The following is a 19,819-nucleotide window of genomic DNA, read 5'->3' on the forward strand; positions in this document are numbered from 1 at the left end:
GAAATAAATAACAGAAGCTGGGAATTTTCTCAGCTTTTTTGTTTGTATTCCTGCTGAATTTTAAGATGAAAATTTTAATAATACATTTTCAGAAACCAGAAAAATTCAGTCATTCGCAGATAGTTATTGGCTGTAAGATAAACGAATAGAATACAGCATAAAGCCGTTAAAAAAGACAGCATTTTGGGGGATTGCCGGTAACTGTAAAACAGCCAGCCCAGCAGTAGCGGATATACAAAAACAAAGTGCCCGCCGTAAATAAATGATGTGTGAAGTCCGAATCTCATGATGCAGTGTATGATGATATCCACTATAAAGGAAATCATCAGCACCTGAATCAGTTTATTTCTGAAATTTTTAAAATAACTCCAAAAAATCAGTGCTAATAATGCGGCAATGAAAATATAAGGAATCCATGAAGTGTAAACATCCATAATAATGCCTTTATAATGATAGCCGTTCATATTGTGCTTATCGCGGATAATGAAATTTGAGAAAAGGACATTTCCCCCGAAAAAGTAGGATAGGATCATGTCCCAGGTCGGTGTAGCATTTACATTGGAGAATTTTTCATACTGCTCATTCGTCTTGCTGAATATATTTTCATATTTAAAATCAATTCTGTTCAGATACAAAAGAATAAAGCAGATACAGGTAAAAATAACCCTGAAAGCAGCATTTGCGAATTTTTTCCAGCTTCTGAAAAGGCCCTTTTCAAAAGCAACGGGAATAAAAACCTTCACAATATTAGTTACCGTTAAACCGCCGATGGTAATTCCTGAAAGAGCCAGTGCCAGTGCCGGAATTTTCTCCTCCTTTTTTAGTTTGATGGCCGCGTAATGATGAAATAAGGTCAAGAGAAAAAGAGTATAAGTGAAATTTTCGGGGGTAAACGAAAGTAAAATCGTTGTAGAAAAGCTTCCGAAAAACAGGATCAGAGGGACCGTAAAAACTAAAGGCAGGCCGATGATATTCTTAAGATATTTAAAAACCTGAAGAACACTTAAGCTTACGGCAAGATTGCTGAACCAGGCCAGGACAAAGCGGAAATTGCCATCCATTTTCCCATCGGAAAACAGCAATGCCAGTTCACGGATCCAGTTGAAGAAATAATAGGACAAAGGATGTCTTTCAAAGCTCCCGCCCGTCATGACGATTGACTTGTTGTCAAAGCTGAAATACGCATCCCAGGGAATACGGGCGTCGAAAATAATTTTGTGGTGAATCGCAATGTAGGATCCCAGGTATCCATACACCACCAGGAAGAACAGGAAAATGATCAGCTCGATTCCCGTAGAAGGAAAAATCAGCTTAAAAAAATCGACGAATTTTGTTTTGAACTTTGACACGCTTGGAAGTTTTTGCAAAAATAAAGATAAAAACCCATCAGAAATGACGGGTTTTTGTATTATAAAGCATATTCGTTATAATTACGGAAAAATTCATAATTCTATTCTGATCAAAAGTCTTTTCAATCTTAAAGGTACTCTGATTAAATAAGTTTTACTACGAACTGCAGGAAAGCATGGAGCATCCTGAAATATCATCGTAGCCTGAAGGTCTTTTTACAGAAAAGTCGGGGTAGATTTCCTGGTAAGGATTTTCCAGCGCCCGGGTCAGCTTGTCAAGCATTTCCATTTTTCCGTCATTAATTTCTTCGATACATTGATACAGCAGATAATTTCTCAGAATGAATTTCGGATTGGTTTTGCGCATCAACTCAAGAGATTTTTCTTTGGAGATAATATTTTTCTCAAGTCTGGTTTGGTAGCTCTGTATAAAATCCTCAAGCTTTGTTACATCCTCTTCATTTAAAAACGTATACGAAACATGCTCAAACTGTTTTTTAAGATCCAAGGCTGCATCATATTTTTCAAGCTGATTAAAAAACAATGTATAATCGAGCTGAAGATCCAGCATTAAGCTCTGCCAAGAGGTAAAAAACTTTTCATCATTCGTTAGCAACTGATCAAACCCGAATTTTCTGCAAAGCATCCGGTCATGGGTCTCCCAGAAATAGCTTCCATAGTCATTTAGTATTTCTTCCAGGAATTTTTCGTCTTTTATTAATGGGTGAAGGGCATTCGCCAACTGCCAGAGGTTCCATTGCGAAACCTGTCCCTGTTTTCCAAAAGCATATCTCCTTCCCGGAAGATCGGTGGTATTGGGAGTAAAGTTTAAATTGTATTCATCCATCATAGAGTAGGGCCCGTAATCGATCGTTAATCCCAGAACCGACATATTATCCGTATTCATCACCCCGTGGACGAATCCTACGCGATACCATTCCACCATCAGGTCAGCGGTTCTCCGACAGACATTTTCAAAAAAGTCCCTGTATTTTTGTTCGCCTTCAGAGGTGATTTCTTTAAAATAGTTTTCAATGGTAAAATCCACAAGTTCCTGTAGGGTCTTGTATTCCTGCTGGGCGGACATCAGCTCAAAATGCCCGAATCGGAGAAAGCTCTCGGCGGTCCTGATGACTACCGCACCTTTTTCCAGTTCAGGATTGCCATTATACATGATGTCCCGGAGAACATCCTCTCCGGTAAATGCGAGGCTTAATGCACGGGTGGTCGGAATTCCCAGGTGAAACATGGCCTCACTCATCAGATATTCCCTTACAGAAGAACGCAGCACAGCCCGTCCGTCGGCGTGTCTGGAGTAAGGAGTGGCTCCGGCACCTTTCCACTGGATTTCATTTCTTTCACCCGAATGATTGGTGATTTCCCCGGCGAGGATGGCTCTTCCGTCACCCAGCTGACCGGCCCAGTTTCCGAACTGGTGGCCCGCATAAGCGGTAGCATAGGTTTTAATATTTTCAGGGAGCTGATTGCCTACCAGGAAATTTAAATCTTTCTCTTCGAACTTTCCCAGTCCGATTTCCTCAGAAAGTTTTTCATTAAAAACAATCAGTTGCGGACGATCGAAACCGGCAGGCGCAACAGTGGAAAAAAGTACTTTTGGGGTATTCCGCTGCAGGGTATTGCCAGAAAAATCTCCGGGAAATTTTTTTATAAAAGGTTGAGTTATGTTTTCAATATTCATACTTCAAAGGTATTAATTAAAAAAGAAAGGACCTTCCAAATCATTGAAAGGTCCTGTATATTTCTAAAAGAGAATCTATTTATTATTGAAGTCGATATCTTCCCCTGTATTTAGATTTTCATTGATATTTTCCTCTTTCTTCCCGGGGTTTTTCGGTCCGCTCGGATCGACTGGTTTCGGATTCTTGATCTCGTCGAGCGTCTGCAGGCCGCCATCATCTCCGTATCCTGAACGCAATCCGTTAAGATTCGAACATCCGTCTTTCCATTCCGAAGGTTTCACAAACTTATCGTCCGGAGAAATCTTCAGGCTTTTGTCTGCCCATACCTTCTTCATGTAGATGGCCCAGATCGGCAACGCCATTTTCGCTCCCTGACCTTCTCCTGTTCCGAAGAAGTGGGTGGCCCGGTCTTCCCATCCTACCCAGGCTCCTGTTGCCAGCTTAGGTACGATTCCCATAAACCATCCGTCGGAGTTGTTCTGGGTGGTTCCGGTTTTACCGGCAATTTCGATATCTTTTGAAATTCCTTTTCTGCCTAATTCTCCCGAAGCGGTTCCGTATTGCGCTACGCCTTTCATCAGCTCGATCATGGTGTAAGCGTACAGTGGATTCATGACTTCTTTAGGCTCTACGTTTACTTCTTTGATTACCCTGCTGTTGGCGTCTTCAATCCTCCAGATCATTTCCGGTTTGTTATAGTTCCCGTAGTTGGCGAAAGTACTGTAAGCACCCACCATTTCATAGATGGTAATGTCTGAAGCACCTAATGCCATCGGTAAACTGGTGGAAATTTCTTCCGTTACCCCAAGGTCTCTTGCGGTTTGGATCACACTCTGCGTACCGGTCATTTCAGCAAGACGAAGGGCTACCGGGTTCTGTGAAAATGCCAGGGCATCTTTTAAGGTCAGCATGCCTCCTCTCCCCGGAACATGATAGGTTCCTTTATTGAAACTTGCGTTTGATATGGTAGAACAAGGAGTAAGTCCTAATTTCATGATTGCCGTTGCATACACAAAAGGCTTAAAGGTGGAACCTACCTGTCTTTTCCCTTGTTTGATATGGTCGTACTGGAAGTGCTGCCAGTCGATGCCACCAACCCAGGCTTTGATCTCTCCGGTTCCCGGAACCATCGACATCAGACCTGCCTGTGCTACTTTTTTATGCCATCTGATCGAATCCCACGGCGACATTTCCACTTCTTCTTCTCCTGCCCAGGTAAATCTTGACATTTTAATAGGCTTTTTGAATTCCATTAGAATAGAATCCTCCGGCATTTTGTCTGCTTTCAATAATTTATAACGTCCCGTTCTTCTCATAGCCTGAAGCATCAGGTCGTTTGCCTGCTTATCATTCAGGTAATAGAACGGCCAGTTTTTACGGCCTCTCTGCTCGGCATCAAATCTTTTCTGAAGATCGGTTAAGTGTTCCCTGATTGCATCTTCCGCATACTTTTGCATCCTGGAATCCAACGTAACGAATATTTTAAGCCCGTCTTTATAAAGGTTTAATTTTTTACCGGTCTCCTTTTCATAATCGTCAAGATATTTGTCGATTTCTTTTTTCAAATAGAATTTATAGTAAGCAGAATAGCCTTCCGTAATATTGTTGATAGGGTGAAAATCAACCGTTATCGGTGTAGCTACAGCTTTATCAAAAGTAGCCTGATCGATATAGCCTGTTTTCAGCATCTGATCCAATACAACATCTCTTCTTACTTTTGCTCTCTCGGGATTTCTGTAAGGATTATTCTTTCTCGGGTTTTCCAGCATCGCAACAAATGTTGCTGCTTCAGGTAATGTTAGCTCCGAGGTCTTCTTATTAAAATAGATCTTTGAAGCCATTTCAATTCCGTTGGCATTAAAAAGGAAGTCAAACTTATTGAAGTATAAAGTAATAATCTCTTCCTTGGTGTATCTTTTCTCAAGACTTACGGCGACTACCCATTCTTTCAGCTTTTGAAATGCCCTTTGAATTTTATTCTGAGAAGCACCTCCTGTGAAAAGCAGTTTGGCCAATTGCTGAGTGATGGTAGAACCCCCACCACGGCCGCCTCCGTACACCACAGCCCTTGCAACGGACTGCAGATCAATTCCGGAGTGTTCTTTGAAACGCTCGTCTTCTTTTGCCTGTAAAGCATAAATAAGGTAAGGCGGAAGATCTTTATAGATGATAGGCTGTGTCTTTTCTTTTTCGAATTTACCCAGCAGAACCCCGTCTGACGAATAAATCTGTGAGGCCACATAAATATCCGGATTTTCAAGTTCTTTCACATCCGGCATCTCCCCGATAAAACCTTGGGATACCGCGAAGAAAAGTCCTGAAATACCCAATACTACAGCAAAAAATCCGATCCAGATAAATTTCACCCACCTTTTCCAGGCGGTATTTTTCTTTTTAGGAGGAAGAGGGAAGGTTTTCCCTGTATTTCCTGTATTCTGTTTGTTCACTTCCATTGATGATTACGGTTTAGCCGTTTCTATTTTTACTCCAATATCTTCAATTCCCGGAAGGTTATCGTTCCTCATCGCCTGGGTAAGGCCGATTTCATATTTTCCCTTTGCCGGAAATTTATAATTCAGTCTGTATTGAAACAACGTTTCCTTGGTATCGCCGAATCCTGTACCGAGCCATTCGCCGTTGGGTTTCGCCACTACATAATTCAACGTATCGGTTTGCTTTTTCTTACTTTGAAGGTCTGTAAAATTCACAATAAACCGGATGTTGCTGTAAGGATAATCGTTGTTGTTTCTTACGACAAATATAATATTTTTAGGATTTTGCGGATCTGAAATTTCAAGATTAAATTTTTGTTCGCTTTTCTTATTCCATTTATTATCAACGGAATTCATAAAGACTTCTTCTTCCGGAGAAGAGTGGCAGCTGAAGAAAAGAATAAGAGTACATAATCCTAAAATGTTACGCATTGTTGTCTTTTTTTGGAGGAAACTTCTTTTTAAATTTCTTTTTATTTGGGTTGGTTTTCTTTTCTGCTTCAGAACCGGTCGCTGCTTCTACTTTTTCAAGTTGAGGTTTGGGCTGTTGAGCCGGTTGAGGTTTCTGCTGTCTCGGCTGGCTGGTTCCTGCTGCATTTCCTTTCGTATTTTGTGACGGTCTTTCCTGTCTCTGAGGACGTTCAGACTTGTCGTTTCTTTCCGGACGATCTTTTCTCTCAGGCCTGTTGGTATTCTTCTTCTGAGCCTGTTGGTTCGGGTTGTTCTGTCCGCTATTTGGATTGTTGTTTGAACGGTTCTGGTTTTTATTCCTGTTGTTCCTGTTTTTCTTCTCGAAGCGGTCAACGTTGTTTTCCTGGATCAGATCGATGCTTGCAAACGGAGTATCCGGCTGTTTAAGCTCTTCAAGCGGAAGGGTCTTCTCGCCACGCTTGTTCTTCGAGATTAATTTTTTTACCAGATCGATATCAAAATCGTACCAGGCAATAGAATTTTCTACATAGGCAAACCACATTTTCTTTTTGAAAACATCGATTTTGATACAGAAAGCTCTGCCTTTTTCCGTGTCTAATGTAGTTGAAGAAGACGGGAAATTGCTTAAAGCATCCAGGTAGCTGTCCAGTTCATAATTAAGACAGCATTTCAGCTTACCGCACTGTCCGGCAAGCTTCTGAGGATTGATGCTCAGCTGCTGGTATCGGGCCACATTGGTATTTACCGATCTGAAATCCGTAAGCCACGTCGAACAGCAAAGCTCTCTTCCGCAGGATCCGATCCCGCCTACTTTTGCTGCCTCCTGTCTGAAGCCGATCTGCTTCATATCTATTTTTGTACGGAAGGCACCGGCGTATTCTTTAATCAACTGCCTGAAATCCACACGATTGTCGGCTGTATAATAAAACGTAACTTTAGAAGCATCCCCTTGGTACTCAACATCGGTAATCTTCATTTCAAGACCTAACCGGTAGGCGATCTTCCGGGCTTCTAATTTGATGTTATCTTCTTTTTTCCGTGCCTCCTGCCAGACCTCAAGGTCTTTCTGGTTGGCCTGTCGGTATATTTTCAGTGCCGATTCTTCAGAACATTTTTTCTTTTTCATCTGAATCTTTACCAATTCTCCGGTGAGACTTACCACACCTACATCGTGTCCGGGACTTGATTCTACTGTTACGACGCTACCTATATGTAAAGGGATATTGTTTACGTTTTTATAAAACGATTTTCTGTCATTTTTAAACCTAACTTCTACAAAATCGCATCGGTTCGGTGCGGGATTGTTGATGTTGGAAAGCCAGTCAAATACACTTAATTTATAACTATTACCACAGGTATTTACATTTTCACAGCCATTCGCGGTCTTCTTGGGTCCGCAAGAATGTGCAGAATCGCCGGATGTTTTACATCCACAACTCATATAATGATATATTTAATTTGCAAATTTATGATTTTTATCTTTATGAGGTCTAAAATAATCAAATAATCGGGAATCATAATGTTTAATATTAAACGAATCGTATGACTCGTAATCCGATTGTTGGTAATTGTTTCATAATGATCGTATTAATAAGAGTAGGGGTTAGTTGTTATTTTAAACATAGTTTTCTTTTGTTATAACGTTTAAAATTTTATGATTTATTAACAGGTGTAACCAAAATAATTTTATATTTGGGTTATATAATAATAGTCTATGAAAAAAATATTAGTATCAACTGCATTACTGGCAGGCGTTCTATCTTATGCGGGAGGCTTCAGGGTTTCTCTGCAAGGGGTAAAACAGTTGGCCATGGCACATACCAGTGCGCATGCTGAAGATGCGAGTGTAGCGTTCTTCAACCCTGCGGGTATGTCATTCATTCCTTCCAGGCTGAGCATTGTAGCAGGTGGATTCGGAGCAAGCAATAAAGTAACATTCCAGAACCTGAATACTTTACAGAGTACGGAGACGGATAATCCTATGGGAACACCTATTTATGCGGCGATTACGTATAAGCCAATAGAGAAGTTATCCGTAGGTTTCAGCTTTTCCACCCCTTTCGGAAGCACCATCGAGTGGCCGAATGACTGGGAAGGTAAAGAAATGGTTCAGCGTTTAGAACTGAAGAGTTTTTACTTCCAGCCTATGGTTTCCTATAAATTCAACGACTGGCTGGCTTTTGGGGCAAGCTACATTTATGCACGGGGAAGCGTAAACTGGGATAAGGCCGTTACTCAGTTCGGAGGACAGCTTAACCTTGACAGCAAAGCAAGCGGACACGGATACGGATTCGGATTTTATTTCAGACCCGATCCTAAACTCGATGTAAGTGTGGCTTACCGCTCACCGGTTGATATGAAGGCCAAAGACGGAACGGCTACCTTTAAATTCCCTTCTGCTTCCATTTATCCTCTGTTAGGATTGGATGCTTCAGGAAAAGACGGCTTTACGGCAACGTTACCATTGGTAGAAGAATATACCGTTGGTTTAACCTATAAAGTAACTCCGAAATGGTTGGTGTCTGCAGATTTCAACTATCACGGATGGTCCAGATATACCCAGCTTACACTGGATTTTGCCAAAGCACCTGTCGGAAACCAGGCAGATCCTACGGTTTCTGTTTCTCCTAAAAACTTCAGGAATTCCAAAACTTTCAGATTGGGAACCCAATATGCCTTCACCGATATGATCTATGGGCGTTTAGGAGCCTATTATGATGAATCGCCTTATTCTGACGAAAACTTCATTCCGGAAACTCCTTCTTTCAATACATATGTAGTAACCGGCGGAGTTGGTTTCAAACTGAAACAGTTTGGTGTGGATGTAGCCGGAGGATATGCTATGCCGCAGGCAAGAAATGTGAACAATAAAAACCTCGGTTTCTACGGACAGGCTAAAGCAACCGCATTCTATTTAGGACTTGGTTTATCTTACAATCCATTTTAATTGAAGACTATGAAAAAAATTATAATTTCTACATTCGCTATTTCCGCACTGCTTTTTACGACGGGCTGTGAGGATAAATTTGATAACGATGTAAAGGATATTGTGGTAACGAGAGGTGACGCAGATTTCTCCAATTATGTTTCCATTGGAAATTCCCTCACTTCAGGATACAGAGACGGCGCTCTTTACCAGGACGGCCAAAACGAATCCTATCCGAACATTATTGCCGGCCAGATGGTGCTTGCCGGAGGAGGAAGTTTCGTACAGCCGCTGATGGCAGATAACAACGGCGGATTGGTATTGTTGGGAAATACCATACAGGGAACTAAGCTTTATATTAAATCATTCACCAACGGGTCTCCGGACATCACCAATGTCTCCGCAACACCTACCACAAACGTACTGACTAAAATTACCGGAAAGCTGAATAACTTCGGGGTTCCGGGAGCAAAATCATTCCATCTGGTAGCTCCGGGATACGGAAATACTTCAGGGATTTTACTGGGAACAGCGAATCCTTATTACGTAAGGTTCTCGACCAGTGCTACTTCTACGGTTGTTGATGATGCGGTATTGCAGAAGCCTACTTTCTTCTCTTACTGGATCGGTAACAATGATGTGCTGAGCTATGCCACAAGCGGAGGAGCAGGAGTAAACCAAACCGGAAATGTAAATGTAGCAACCTACGGATCGAATGATATTTCAGATCCCAATGTAGTAGCAGGAGCCATTAAAGCAGGTCTTGATAAATTAAAAGCAGGAGGTGCAAACAAAGGGGTTATTGCAAATATCCCTTATATAACATCCATTCCGTTTTTTACTACGGTACCTTACAATCCGTTAACGCCTACATTGCTGGGTTCAAATATTACCGCTTTAAATACCAATATCTATGGGCCGTTGAAGCAGGTGCTTACCGCTCTGGGAGCAGGGACAAGACTTAACGTGCTTTCTTCGACAAGCAGTAATCCTGTTCTGATAAAAGATGCTACCCTTACCAATTTGTCTGCCGGAATTACGGCTGCGCTTACTCCATCGATCGGTGTAGCTGCAGCAACTGCATACGGGCAGATTTACGGACAGGCAAGGCAGGCAACAGCTGAAGATTATGTACTTCTAACAACAAGAGCCGTAATCGGAACTACAGCTACAAACGCACCGGCTGGATTAAACGTGTACGGAATTTCTTATCCTTTGGAGAATCAGCATATCTTAACAAAAACCGAAGCAGCTGCCGTAAAAACAGCAGTAGATGCATACAACTCTTCGATCAGAGGATTGGCAGATACTTACGGACTTGCATTCGTGGACGCGAATAAGAAAATGGTTGATCTGAACGGACAGTCCGGAATTTCGTGGGACGGTGTACGTTATTCTGCAAAATTCGTGACCGGAGGTACCTTCTCCCTGGATGGAGTACATCTTACCGGAAGAGGATATGCCTTAATTGCCAACGAATTTATCAAAGCAATTAATGATAAGTATAAATCTACTTTGCCTCAGGTAGATCCTAACAAATATTCGGGAGTTAAATTCCCTTAAGCACGGGTAAAATAAAAACTTAGAAGCCACAGGAGTAATTCTTGTGGTTTTTTTTTAAATTTGCAAAATCTTTAAAAAGTAAAAATGGCCGATCAGTTAAGTTATCTGTTTTGCACAAGGACCAGCCGGGACTTGGCAGAAAAAATTGCCCAATATTATGGGAAGGAACTAGGGAAAATCAACTTTCAGACCTTCAGTGACGGAGAATTCGAGCCGGTTCTGGACGAATCCGTAAGGGGAGGAAGGGTTTTCCTGATAGCCTCTACATTCCCGCCGGCAGACAATTTATTAGAGCTTCTTCTCATTATTGATGCCGCAAAAAGAGCTTCTGCCAAAAGCATTACGGTAGTGCTTCCTTATTTCGGGCTTGCCAGACAGGACCGGAAAGACAAGCCGAGAGCGCCGATCGGTGCCAAGTTGGTTGCCAATCTTCTGACCGCGGCAGGGGCTACAAGAATCATGACGATGGATCTTCACGCAGACCAGATTCAGGGATTCTTTGAAATTCCTGTGGATCACCTGTATGCCTCCACGATCTTTGTAGATTACATCAGAGACCTGAACCTGGAAAACCTTACCATTGCTTCTCCGGATATGGGAGGAGCCAAGAGAGCAAAAAACTATGCCGGTCACCTGGGCGCAGATGTAGTAATTGCTTACAAGGAAAGAAAAAAGGCAAATGTAGTGGAAGAAATGTTCCTGATCGGGGACGTAGTCGGAAAGAATGTAATCCTGATTGATGACATGATCGATACGGCGGGAACACTTTGTAAAGCTGCGGATATCCTGATGGAAAAAGGAGCAAAATCCGTAAGGGCCATGGCTACGCACGGCGTGCTTTCAGGAAAGGCTTACGACAATATCGAGAACTCGAAATTGCTGGAAGTGATTGTAACTGACTCCATTCCTGTTAAAAATAATTTGTCATCTAAAATAAAAGTGCTATCTTGCGCCCCATTATTTGCAGACGTTATGAAGATGGTTCATGAGCATCAGTCAATTAGCAGTAAGTTTGTTATTTAACTGATTTATAGGGGTTTGCAAGATTAATTTCAAACAATTTTTTAAATTTTTATAAATGAAATCTATTACAATTCAAGGTACAAAAAGAGAAAGCGTGGGCAAAAAGTCTACAAAAGCTTTACGTGATGCTGAATTAGTTCCTTGTGTTGTTTACGGAGGTGGTGAGCCATTGAACTTCTCTGCTACAGAGAAATCGTTCAAAGGTTTGGTATATACTCCTGAAGCACACACGGTATCTATTGAGGTTGATGGTCAAACAATTCCGGCTGTTCTTCAGGATATTCAGTTTCACCCGATTACAGACAAAATCCTTCATGCGGATTTCTACCAGTTAGCGGAAGACAAGCCGGTAATTATGGAAGTTCCTGTAAGAATTACAGGTCGTTCCAAAGGTGTTGTTGCGGGTGGTGTTCTTCGTCAGTCTTTCAGAAAGCTTAAAGTAAAAGCGATTCCTGCTAACTTACCAGACGAAATCGTTGTGGATGTTACGCCATTAAGAATCGGAAACAAACTTTATGTAGGAGGAATCAAGGCAGAAGGATATTCTTTCATGCACCCTGACAATGCAGTTGTTGTAGCTGTGAAGATGTCTAGAAATGCAATGAAAGGAGGTGCAGCAGCAATGGACGATGAAGATGAAGAAGAAGTTGCAGCAGAAGAAGGAGGAGCGGCTCCGGCAGCTGAAGAAACTGCAGCAGAATAAGAATTTCTTATCTAGAAATATGGAAACCTGTCAATTTTATTGGCAGGTTTTTTTATAATGAAACGGTTTTTGCAATAAAGGATTTGATAGTCAAAGATGAACTATTGATCATTATTGTATTCGGATTTTAATTTTTTATGATTGAATAAAATGGTTATCATTTGCTGAGTGCAACGCCCTTGCGCAAAAAAAATATCCACAATAAAACGATCCAGTCTTTGCGATACTTAGCGTTAAAATAAAAATATACATTTAGTCCATTGAATCTTTCTATTGATTTACAATGTATTGCTAACAACCGTCAGTTTCCCTTTGGAAAAAAAGCCGTAAATTTGAAGAGTTCTAAATAAGGACGTTTTAATTTAAAATGTAATAAATGTTTGACATTCAGGAAATCAGAAGTCAGTTTTCTATATTAGACCAGAAGGTGAACGGTAAACCGTTGGTTTACCTGGACAATGCAGCGACCTCCCAAAAGCCGGATTCGGTACTGAAGGTTTGGGAAACTTATTATAAAGAGCTTAATGCCAATGTACACAGAGGAATCCATACGTTGAGCCAGCTGGCAACGGAAGAAATGGAGCGTTCCAGAAGAAAGATTCAGAAATTCATCAATGCAAAGCATGATTTTGAAGTCATCTTTACCAAAGGAACAACAGAAGGATTGAACCTGATCTCTTATATTTTAACCCAAAAATTAAAGAAGGACGATGAGATCATCATTTCGTATCTGGAGCATCACTCGAATATTGTTCCGTGGCAATTGCTTTGCGAAAGAACCGGAGCCAAATTGAAAGTCATCCCGATGGATGAGAACGGGATTCTTCAGCTGGATGTTTTCGATACGTTGTTGAGTGAAAAAACGAAGATCGTTTCCATGAACCAGGTTTCCAATGCCTTGGGTGTTATTAATCCGGTAGGGGAAATCATTGCCAGAACCCGTAAAAACAGTGACGCTTATATCGTGATCGACGGAGCTCAGTCGGTACCGCATTTTACTATTGATGTCCAGGCAATGGACTGCGATTTTTTCGTATTCTCAGGACACAAAATGTACGCGCCGATGGGAACCGGGATTTTATACGGAAAACAGGAAATCCTTGAAGAGTTGCCGCCATTCCATGGAGGTGGGGAAATGATCGCCACCTGCTCGTTTGAAGAGACGACCTATGCCGGACTCCCTTTCAAATATGAAGCGGGAACTCCGAATGTCGGCGGAAATATTGCGCTGGGAGCCGCAGTGGATTTCATCCTGCAGACAGGTCATGAAAACATCAGAGCCCATGAAAATGCATTGCTGGAATATGCACAGAGACAGCTCCTGGAAATTGAAGGGCTAAAAGTATATGGTGAAAAAGCAAACCGTACCGGGGTTGTTTCTTTTAACCTGGAAGGCATCGGGATCGCTTCGGACGTCGGAATGATCCTGGACAAACTGGGAATTGCGGTACGTACAGGTCACCACTGTACACAGCCGATCATGAGTTTCTTTAATATCGCAGGAACCGTACGCGCAAGCTTTGCGGTATACAATACCTTTAATGAGATTGACATATTGGTGGAAGGTGTTAAAAAAGCACAGAAAATGCTGGGTTAATCATACCATTAAATATAAATATCATAGGAACGGCCAGAAATTTTTCTGGCCGTTTTTAAATCAGTCAATGTATTTTTGCAGTCTGGATACATAAAGTTTTTAATTAAAAAGTAATTTTTTTTAAAATGCTGTAACCTTTTCGGTTTTTCTTTGTCTTACTAATAGAAACAAGATAATTATGAAGCTTCTGTTTGGAAATAAAAAAGATGATTTGCTGAGCCGCCTGAAAAGGCAGGACCCGGCAGCGCAGAAAATTTTTTATGATCAGAATGTAAAGAAATTCCTGAGCATCAGCAGAAGCTACATTACGGATCTGTATCAGGCGGAAGATTGTGTCATCAAAGCATTCTGTAAGATCTTTAAAAATATGGAAAGCTTCAGAAACGAAGGAAGTTTCGACGGCTGGGCGAGAAGAATCGTGGTAAATGAATGCCTCAATTTTATCAAAAGCCATAAGACGGTGTTTTATTTGGATGATATCAACCCGGCTTATCTCGAAGAAGTATATGAAGAGGATCCTGTTTTTAACTTCAATGCACAGGAACTGCTGGATCAGCTTCCGGATGCGTACCGGATGGTTTTCAACCTCTATGTCTTTGAAGACTATTCGCACCAGGAAATTGCCGATGCCTTACAGATCTCTATAGCAGTGAGCAAGACACAGCTGTTCCGGGCCAAAGAAAAAATGAGAAAAATTTATTTTCAACAACAAAAAACACTGCAAAATGAACACTATTAAAAACAATATAGAACAAGAGATCAAAAAACAGATCGAAGAAAGGGAAATCGCCCCTACAAGAGATCTCTGGTCTGAAATTGAAAGCCAGTCTGCAATAAAAAAATCAAAACCCGCCATCAGTTGGTTATTGGCTGCTGCCTGCCTCATTTTAACCGCAAGTTTAGGAATCGTGCTCTTTTTTAATACAGGAAGCAATCCTGCTGAAACTTCTGAAAACAGAATTCGTACTGCCGCCACGCCTTCCGTTAAAAGTACTATAGGAAATGCTGCTCAAAAGGGAAATGCCGAGGAGCTGGCTGCTGCACCTGTAGAAGAAAAAATTGCGGAAGGGAACAGATCGGCTGATAGAAAAAATAATCTGCAGGAGCGGACTTCACAGCATTTCATAGAACCGGAAGAGCTTTCGGCCTTAAGGCAGAATTCAACACAGATCATATCGGAGATTTCACCCATCAAAGCGGAAAAGGCTATTGCGCAGACAGATTCTGCTAAAATCCAGGTGAAAAAGAAACGGTATGTAGATCCTTCCACTCTGCTTTTTTCTGTTGAACACAAAGATGTTATCGAAAAGACCAAAGGAAAAAGCAATGTTGCTACGATTGATCTAAACAGAAATTAACCCTTACTTTTTAACAATTAAAAACGGATCATATGATTAAGAAATTTATCATGATAGGCTTTGTATGCCTTTTATCAACAACGGGTTTTGCCCAGAAGAAGCCGGTTTTCAATCTTCAGCCGAAAGAAGATACCGAAGTAAGCCCGATCGTAAAGGAGAAAGTGGATGAATATGCAAAGGAGATCGATGCCATCATTCAGGAAGAAAAAAAATTGATGGAAGCGGAATTGCTTGAGCTCCAGTCGAAAAATCTGGACAAAGCGGAGTTCGATAAACAGAAGTCGCTCATTGCAGATGCTTACTCTCAGAAAATAGACCAGCGGATTGAGGCGCTTGGATTCGATATGGATTCTGTGATCCAGAAGCAGGTGCGCTATTCTTTATTGAATTCCGACATAGCTTCCAATGAAGAAGTAAAACAAAGGCTTTTGAAAAAGTTCAGGCCTACCAAAGATCTTTCTCCCTATGTTTCTTACGGAATTATTAGCCTTACGAATGATAAGCCGGACAATGCACTGGATACGAATTTACGCTACGCAGGAAATTTTGAATTTGGTCTGAAATTCAATTATCAGTTTGGCAGAACCAGCCGTCTGGGTCTGATTTCAGGAATCGGGTTTTCCTGGAGAACGCTAAGCATCGACAATAATATGTTTGTGGCAAAAGATGCGGGTTCCAACGTATATCTTGCTAACTACGACAAAGGATTAAGCAAAAGTAAGCTGAGAACCGGATATATTATCGTTCCGCTGGGATTACAGTATAATTTTTCAAAGCTGAAAAATGCCGGCATGGATGTGCAGTACCTGGATTATTCAGAAGGATTCAGAATCGGAGCCAATATCTATGGGGGAATTAAAATGTCGACCAACAACATCATCAAAGGCGAGGGGATCAGCAACCGCGACCGAAGTGAGTACCAAGTTAGCCCTTTCATCTACGGAGGACAGTTTACGGTTTCCTATAACGACTTCAGCATCTTCGTGAAAAAAGATTTCGGAAATTTCTTTAGAAACGGAAATTTCCAGAATGATAAAGCATTAATCTTCGGAGTAGCATTGTGGTGGTAAAAAAACACCCATGATTTATTCATATTTAAATGATAAACGCCGGAGAATTTCATTTCCGGCGTTTTTTATATTGATATGAGCTTTTATTACGTTACAAAATTTAATGAGGATATCCTGAATTTTAAAGTTCCAAAAAATAAAAATCAAAGATTTTTAAAAACTTTCGAACGCTTTTTCAGCATGAAGCATTCGGTTTCTTTTATCAGGCATGAATATCTTTTGTCCCTTTTGTGGTTAAATTTTAAATGGACTCAGGTCAATTATGTAACCTTATTTATTATTTCAGACTTCCCACCATATCCTCAGGCTTCACCCACTCATCAAACTGTTCGGCAGTTAAAAGACCGAGGTTCACGGCTTCCTCTTTCAAAGTCGTTCCGTTCTTGTGGGCGGTCTTTGCAATTTTCGCGGCATTTTCATAACCAATATGGGTATTCAGTGCAGTCACCAGCATTAATGATTTGTCCACCAGCTCTTTAATCCTTTCATGGTTTGGTTCGATACCGGCTGCACAGTGGTCGTTGAATGAAATACAGGCATCGGCAATAAGCTGGGCCGACTGCAGGAAGTTGTAAGCCATCACCGGCTTGAAAACATTCAGCTCATAATTTCCCTGCGTTCCGGCAAATGAAATCGTGGTGTCGTTTCCTAAAACCTGCGCGCAAACCATGGTCATGGCTTCATTCTGGGTAGGATTTACTTTCCCCGGCATAATGGACGATCCCGGCTCATTTTCCGGAATGTGGATTTCCCCGATTCCCGAACGTGGCCCTGAAGCCAGCAGACGGATATCCTGGGCAATTTTAAATAAGGAAACAGCCAGTTGCTTTAAGGCACCGTGAGATTCAACGATCGCGTCGTGAGCGGCCAGTGCCTCGAATTTATTTTCTGCCGTTACAAAAGGAAGTCCGGTAAATTGGGAAATATATTCAGCTACCTTTACATCATAACCTTTCGGCGTATTTAAACCGGTTCCTACTGCCGTTCCGCCCAAAGCCAGTTCGGAAAGATGAGGTAAAGTATTTTTTAGTGCTTTGATCCCGTAATTCAGCTGGGCTACATATCCGGAGAATTCCTGCCCTAAAGTCAATGGAGTTGCATCCATCAGGTGGGTTCTTCCGATTTTAACGATGTCTTTGAAAGCTTCTGATTTTTCAGCTAAAGTATCCCGTAATTTTTCAACCGCAGGAATCGTCACTTCCACCACTTTTTTATAAGAGGCGATGTGCATTGCGGTAGGATACGTATCGTTGGAAGACTGGGATTTGTTGACATCGTCGTTCGGATGTACTTCCGCCTTCTCTCCCAGCGCACCGCCGTTGTTTACATGCGATCTGTTGGAGATCACCTCATTCACGTTCATATTCGACTGCGTTCCGGAGCCGGTCTGCCAGATCACCAGTGGAAACTGGTCATTCAGCTTTCCTTCTAAGATTTCATCGCATACTTTAGCGATCATATCCCTTTTTTCAGCAGGGAGAACGCCCAGATCGGCATTGGCAAAGGCTGCGGCTTTCTTTAAATATGCAAAAGCTTCGATGATTTCATGCGGCATGGATCCTTCCGGTCCGATCTTGAAATTGTTTCTGGAACGTTCGGTCTGGGCTCCCCAGAATTTGTCGGCAGGAACCTGTACTTCACCCATGGTGTCTTTTTCTATTCTGTAATTCATTGTGATGGATAGATTTAATTTAACCATAAAAAGCATAAAAATTCGGTTTAAATTTTAAGATTGATATTGAGAAAATGAAATCTTTGATTTTTACTCACGTGTTCTCTTGTGCTCAAATTTTTAACTTAAAACTTATGTGACTAATGTGCCACAAAAACTTTTGTGCCTTTTGTGGTTTAAAAAGTTTTCCTAAAGTTAATCATTGCCTCAAACATTCGCAATTTATAATCATTATAAATATCAATCTAAGTCACTGATTTTGCTCATGCTTTTTTCACGATGTTTTATTTTTGCAGCCAAAGAAAAGTAAATGGAATTTAGATATCAGGATCCGTATCCGATTCAGAAAGATGATACGGTGTATAAGAAGCTTACCTCAGACTATGTAAAAGTGGAGCAACTGGGAGACCGCGAAATTTTAACCGTTGATCCGAAAGGGTTGGAATTGTTGGCGGAAGAAGCCATGGCGGACGTTTCTTTTATGCTTCGCTCTTCACACCTTGAAAGTCTGAGAAGAATCATCGATGATCCTGAAGCAACGGATAACGACCGTTTTGTTGCCTACAATTTGTTGCAAAACGCGGCAGTGGCAGCAGAGGGTGCCTTACCGTCCTGCCAGGATACCGGGACGGCAATCGTGATGGGGAAGAAAGGGGAAAATGTATATACAGGCGTTGATGACGGTGAATATTTAAGCAAAGGAATCTATAATACCTATCAGAAAAGAAACTTACGGTATTCCCAGGTGGTGCCTTTGACGATGTTCGATGAAAAGAACTCAGGTTCCAACCTTCCGGCGCAGATCGATATTTATGCTAAAAAAGGAGATTATTATGAATTTTTATTCTTAACCAAAGGAGGCGGTTCTGCCAACAAGACGTTCCTTTACCAGAAAACAAAATCGTTGCTGAACGAAAAATCTCTGGAAGAATTCATCAAAGAAAAAATTTCGGATTTGGGAACTGCGGCCTGTCCGCCTTACCACCTGGCTCTGGTGATCGGAGGGACTTCCGCTGAAGCGAACCTGGCTGCCGTAAAAAAAGCATCCGCGAAATATTACGATAATCTTCCGACAGAAGGAAACGATGCCGGACAGGCTTTCAGAGACCTGGAATGGGAAGCGAAAGTACAGAAGATCTGCCAGGAAAGTGCCATCGGAGCGCAGTTCGGAGGGAAATACCTTACGCATGATGTACGGGTGATCCGGCTTCCGCGCCACGCCGCATCCTGTCCGGTGGGAATGGGGGTTTCCTGTTCGGCAGACCGTAACATCAAAGGAAAAATTACCAGAGACGGAATTTTCCTGGAGCAGTTGGAAGTAGATCCGAAAAGATTTTTACCGGCAACGCCGCCACACCTTGAAGAAGCGGTGGAAATCGATCTGAACAAACCGATGCCGGAAATTTTAGCCGAACTTTCAAAATACCCGATCAAAACAAGATTAAAATTAAACGGCACACTAATCGTTGCACGAGATATTGCCCACGCGAAGATCAAGGAGATCCTCGACAGCGGCCAGCCGATGCCGGAATATTTCAAAAACCACCCGATCTATTACGCGGGGCCCGCAAAGACACCGGAAGGAATGGCTTCAGGAAGTTTCGGACCGACAACTGCGGGAAGAATGGATGTGTATGTGGATGAATTCCAGAGCCACGGCGGAAGCATGATCATGCTGGCCAAAGGAAACAGAAGCAAGGACGTTACAAACGCCTGTGGTAAATATGGAGGGTTCTATCTAGGATCCATCGGAGGGCCTGCTGCCATCTTGGCGAAAGACAATATCCTTTCGGTTGAGGTCGTAGATTTCCCAGAATTAGGCATGGAAGCGGTACGGAAGATCGAAGTGAAAGATTTCCCGGCGTTCATTATTACCGATGATAAAGGGAATGATTTCTTTGCGGATCTGGCGCACTAAAGAACAATTTATAAAA

The 19,819-nt window shown here is 41.8% G+C and carries 15 protein-coding genes; 9 read left to right on the plus strand and 6 right to left on the minus strand.

Annotated features, from left to right (window positions below; all coding sequences use genetic code 11):
• Positions 1-74: 74 nt before the first annotated feature.
• The 5 genes from ACED20_RS08435 to ACED20_RS08455 all read right to left on the minus strand — a co-directional run bounded on the left by ACED20_RS08435 (position 75) and on the right by ACED20_RS08455 (position 7,414).
• A complete protein-coding gene (locus tag ACED20_RS08435) occupies positions 75-1,349 on the minus strand; it encodes a DUF6080 domain-containing protein (RefSeq protein ID WP_295213323.1) in 1,275 nt (424 codons plus the stop codon).
• Between the two features lie 157 nt (positions 1,350-1,506).
• On the minus strand, positions 1,507-3,048 hold the full coding sequence (locus tag ACED20_RS08440; protein ID WP_295213326.1) for a YdiU family protein: 1,542 nt from the start codon (positions 3,046-3,048) through the stop codon (positions 1,507-1,509).
• Between the two features lie 75 nt (positions 3,049-3,123).
• Entirely contained in the window at positions 3,124-5,502 is a 2,379-nt protein-coding gene (locus ACED20_RS08445; RefSeq protein ID WP_294238059.1) for a transglycosylase domain-containing protein, read from the minus strand.
• A 6-nt stretch (positions 5,503-5,508) separates the two neighbouring features.
• On the minus strand, positions 5,509-5,973 hold the full coding sequence (locus ACED20_RS08450; RefSeq protein ID WP_378104169.1) for a gliding motility lipoprotein GldH: 465 nt from the start codon (positions 5,971-5,973) through the stop codon (positions 5,509-5,511).
• A complete protein-coding gene (locus ACED20_RS08455; RefSeq protein ID WP_294221042.1) occupies positions 5,966-7,414 on the minus strand; it encodes a regulatory iron-sulfur-containing complex subunit RicT in 1,449 nt (482 codons plus the stop codon). Before ACED20_RS08455 ends, ACED20_RS08450 begins: the two co-directional genes overlap by 8 nt.
• A gap of 273 nt (positions 7,415-7,687) precedes the next feature.
• Between ACED20_RS08455 and ACED20_RS08460 the strand changes: the two genes are divergently transcribed.
• The 8 genes from ACED20_RS08460 to ACED20_RS08495 all read left to right on the plus strand — a co-directional run bounded on the left by ACED20_RS08460 (position 7,688) and on the right by ACED20_RS08495 (position 16,213).
• Positions 7,688-8,920, plus strand: a complete 1,233-nt coding sequence (locus ACED20_RS08460) for an OmpP1/FadL family transporter (RefSeq protein ID WP_294200285.1) — start codon at positions 7,688-7,690, stop codon at positions 8,918-8,920.
• Between the two features lie 9 nt (positions 8,921-8,929).
• Positions 8,930-10,462: a G-D-S-L family lipolytic protein gene (locus tag ACED20_RS08465; protein ID WP_294265000.1), complete on the plus strand. Its 1,533-nt coding sequence runs from the start codon at positions 8,930-8,932 to the stop codon at positions 10,460-10,462.
• A gap of 84 nt (positions 10,463-10,546) precedes the next feature.
• Positions 10,547-11,485: a ribose-phosphate pyrophosphokinase gene (locus ACED20_RS08470; protein WP_294200288.1), complete on the plus strand. Its 939-nt coding sequence runs from the start codon at positions 10,547-10,549 to the stop codon at positions 11,483-11,485.
• A gap of 55 nt (positions 11,486-11,540) precedes the next feature.
• Positions 11,541-12,188, plus strand: coding sequence for a 50S ribosomal protein L25/general stress protein Ctc (locus tag ACED20_RS08475; RefSeq protein ID WP_345766758.1), 648 nt, complete (start codon positions 11,541-11,543; stop codon positions 12,186-12,188).
• A 376-nt stretch (positions 12,189-12,564) separates the two neighbouring features.
• Complete coding sequence (locus ACED20_RS08480; protein WP_345766757.1) at positions 12,565-13,785, plus strand: cysteine desulfurase; 1,221 nt, start codon at positions 12,565-12,567, stop codon at positions 13,783-13,785.
• A gap of 178 nt (positions 13,786-13,963) precedes the next feature.
• Positions 13,964-14,524: an RNA polymerase sigma factor gene (locus ACED20_RS08485; protein WP_294237811.1), complete on the plus strand. Its 561-nt coding sequence runs from the start codon at positions 13,964-13,966 to the stop codon at positions 14,522-14,524.
• Positions 14,511-15,143: a hypothetical protein gene (locus tag ACED20_RS08490; RefSeq protein WP_345766756.1), complete on the plus strand. Its 633-nt coding sequence runs from the start codon at positions 14,511-14,513 to the stop codon at positions 15,141-15,143. Before ACED20_RS08485 ends, ACED20_RS08490 begins: the two co-directional genes overlap by 14 nt.
• A gap of 32 nt (positions 15,144-15,175) precedes the next feature.
• A complete protein-coding gene (locus ACED20_RS08495; RefSeq protein WP_378104170.1) occupies positions 15,176-16,213 on the plus strand; it encodes a PorT family protein in 1,038 nt (345 codons plus the stop codon).
• 277 nt (positions 16,214-16,490) lie between these two features.
• Here ACED20_RS08495 and fumC read toward each other — a convergent pair whose 3' ends face one another.
• A complete protein-coding gene (fumC, locus tag ACED20_RS08500; RefSeq protein ID WP_294219902.1) occupies positions 16,491-17,885 on the minus strand; it encodes a class II fumarate hydratase in 1,395 nt (464 codons plus the stop codon).
• Positions 17,886-18,195: 310 nt separating this feature from the next.
• Between fumC and ACED20_RS08505 the strand changes: the two genes are divergently transcribed.
• Positions 18,196-19,803 (plus strand): fumarate hydratase, encoded by a 1,608-nt coding sequence (locus tag ACED20_RS08505; RefSeq protein ID WP_378104171.1) that lies wholly within the window; start codon positions 18,196-18,198, stop codon positions 19,801-19,803.
• Positions 19,804-19,819: the final 16 nt, after the last annotated feature.

This window comes from Chryseobacterium sp. sg2396, from assembly GCF_042610505.1.
In the GTDB taxonomy this organism is placed as follows: Bacteria; Bacteroidota; Bacteroidia; order Flavobacteriales; family Weeksellaceae; genus Chryseobacterium.